Here is a 1,890-nt window from a genome sequence, read left to right on the forward strand (position 1 = left end):
AGTTGGCGGAGGCGTCCCGGCAGGCGGCGGGCGGTTTCGTGACCGTCGCGATGGCGGGTCCGGGCATCGTCGAGCTGCTGCCGCTGGGGTTGTCGGCTGGTCGTCAGCGTCGACATGGCCGACGCGAAGGCCGTCGACGACGCGGCCCAGCAGGTCGCCGACGCGTTCGGCGGCATCGACGTCTGGGTCAACAACGCCTTCGCCGGGGTGTTCGCGCCGTTCACCGAGATCACGGCGGACGAGTTCCGGCGGGTGACCGAAGTGACGTACCTGGGCTGTGTGTTCGGTACGCGGGCCGCGCTGCGGCACATGCTGCCGCGGGACCGCGGGACGATCGTGCAGGTCGGGTCCGCGCTGGCGTACCGGGGGATTCCTCTTCAGTCCGCCTACTGCGGGGCCAAGCACGCGATCCAGGGGTTCAACGAGTCCCTGCGGTGCGAGTTGCTGCATACCGGCAGTGGGGTGCGGACGACGATGGTGCAGCTGCCCGGGGTCAACACGCCTCAGTTCGACTGGGTGTTGAACCGGATGCCGGGGCGGGCCCGGCCGGTGCCGCCGGTGTACCAGCCGGAGGTGGCGGCTCGGGCGATCGTGCACGCGGCGTCCCACGGGCGGCGGCGGGAGTACTGGGTCGGGGGCTCCACGGTCGCGACGTTGCTGGCGAACGCGGTCGCCCCTGGGGTGCTGGACCGGTATCTGGCGCGGACCGGGTTCGACTCGCAGCAGGACGAAGGGGCCCACGGCGGTCCCGGGAATCTGTGGGCTCCGGCGGACGGGCCGCACGGGCGGGACTTCGGAGCGCACGGGCGGTTCGACGAGGAGGCGACGGCGGACAGCCCGCAGGACTGGGTCTCCCGCAACCGGGGACGCATGGGGATCGGGCTGGCCGTCGCAGGACTGGGCGCCGCGGTGACCGCCGGCCTGCGCCGTCGGGGCGGAAACGGCAACCGCTAGCCGACCCTGTACTGCTCCACCTCCTCCGCCCGCAACGTCAGCCCGTGCCCCACCCCGCAGACCGGGTGGATCGTGCCGCCCGTCGGGTCCAGGGCGCCGTCGAAGAACATGTCCTCGATGCGGACGTGGTCGTGGAACCACTCCATGTGGCGGAGGTTGGGGACCGCGGCGGCCGCCGCCGCGTGGGCGTGCGGGGCGCAGTGCGTGGAGACCTCCAGGCCGTGGGCCTGGGCGAGCGCGGCCGCGCGGAGGAACTCCGTGAGGCCGCCGCAGCGGGTCGCGTCCACCTGGAGGCAGTCGACCGCGCCGGCCGCGATCATGCGGGCGAAGTACGGCAGGTCGTAGCCGTACTCGCCCGCCGTCACGTCGCAGACCACCGCGTCCCGGACCAGCCGCAGCCCCGTCAGGTCGTCCGAGGAGACCGGCTCCTCGAACCAGCCGACGCCGTGCTCGGCGAGCGCGTGGCCGACCCGTACGGCCTGCTTGCGGGTGTACGCCCCGTTCGCGTCGACGTACAACTCCGCCTCGGGGCCGATGACTTCGCGCGCGGCGCGGACACGGGACAGGTCGCGGGAGACCTCCCGGCCCCAGCTTTCACCGATCTTGATCTTCACGCGGGGGATGTGCTGGCCGTGCACCCAGCCGTTGAGCTGCGCCGCCAGATGCGTGTCGTGGTACGTCGTGAAGCCGCCGCTGCCGTAGACCGGCACGTGCTCGTGGGCCACCCCGAGCAGCCGGGCCAACGGGAGTTCCAGGAGGCGGGCCTTGAGGTCCCACAGCGCGATGTCGAGCGCCGAGATCGCGCAGGCGGCGATGCCGGGGCGGCCCGCGTTGCGGACCGAGCGGCACATCGTGTCGTGGAGGGCCGGGATGTCCCTGCTGGTGATGAAGGCCTTCTTCGAGTCCCTGCCGTCCGAGCTGGAGGAGGCCGCCCAG

1 protein-coding gene and 2 pseudogenes are annotated in these 1,890 nt (G+C 72.7%); 2 read left to right on the forward strand and 1 reads right to left on the reverse strand.

Going from position 1 to position 1,890, the window contains the following annotated elements:
* Together ABZ896_RS52665 and ABZ896_RS52670 are read left to right on the forward strand one after the other, a co-directional pair.
* Positions 1 to 95, forward strand: a pseudogene (locus ABZ896_RS52665) (hydrolase); the annotation flags it as partial.
* Position 96: 1 nt separating this feature from the next.
* Positions 97 to 954 (forward strand): annotated as a pseudogene (locus ABZ896_RS52670) (SDR family oxidoreductase); the annotation flags it as partial.
* On the opposite strand, the gene ABZ896_RS52675 reads toward ABZ896_RS52670, so the two are convergent.
* Positions 951 to 1,805 carry an enolase C-terminal domain-like protein gene (locus tag ABZ896_RS52675; protein ID WP_360946635.1) on the reverse strand — a complete coding sequence of 285 codons (855 nt, stop codon included), beginning with the start codon at positions 1,803 to 1,805 and terminating at the stop codon, positions 951 to 953. The pseudogene ABZ896_RS52670 and the gene ABZ896_RS52675 overlap by 4 nt on opposite strands.
* Between the last annotated feature and the right edge of the window lie 85 nt (positions 1,806 to 1,890).

This window comes from Streptomyces sp. NPDC047072, assembly GCF_040643855.1.
In the GTDB taxonomy this organism is placed as follows: Bacteria; Actinomycetota; Actinomycetes; order Streptomycetales; family Streptomycetaceae; genus Streptomyces.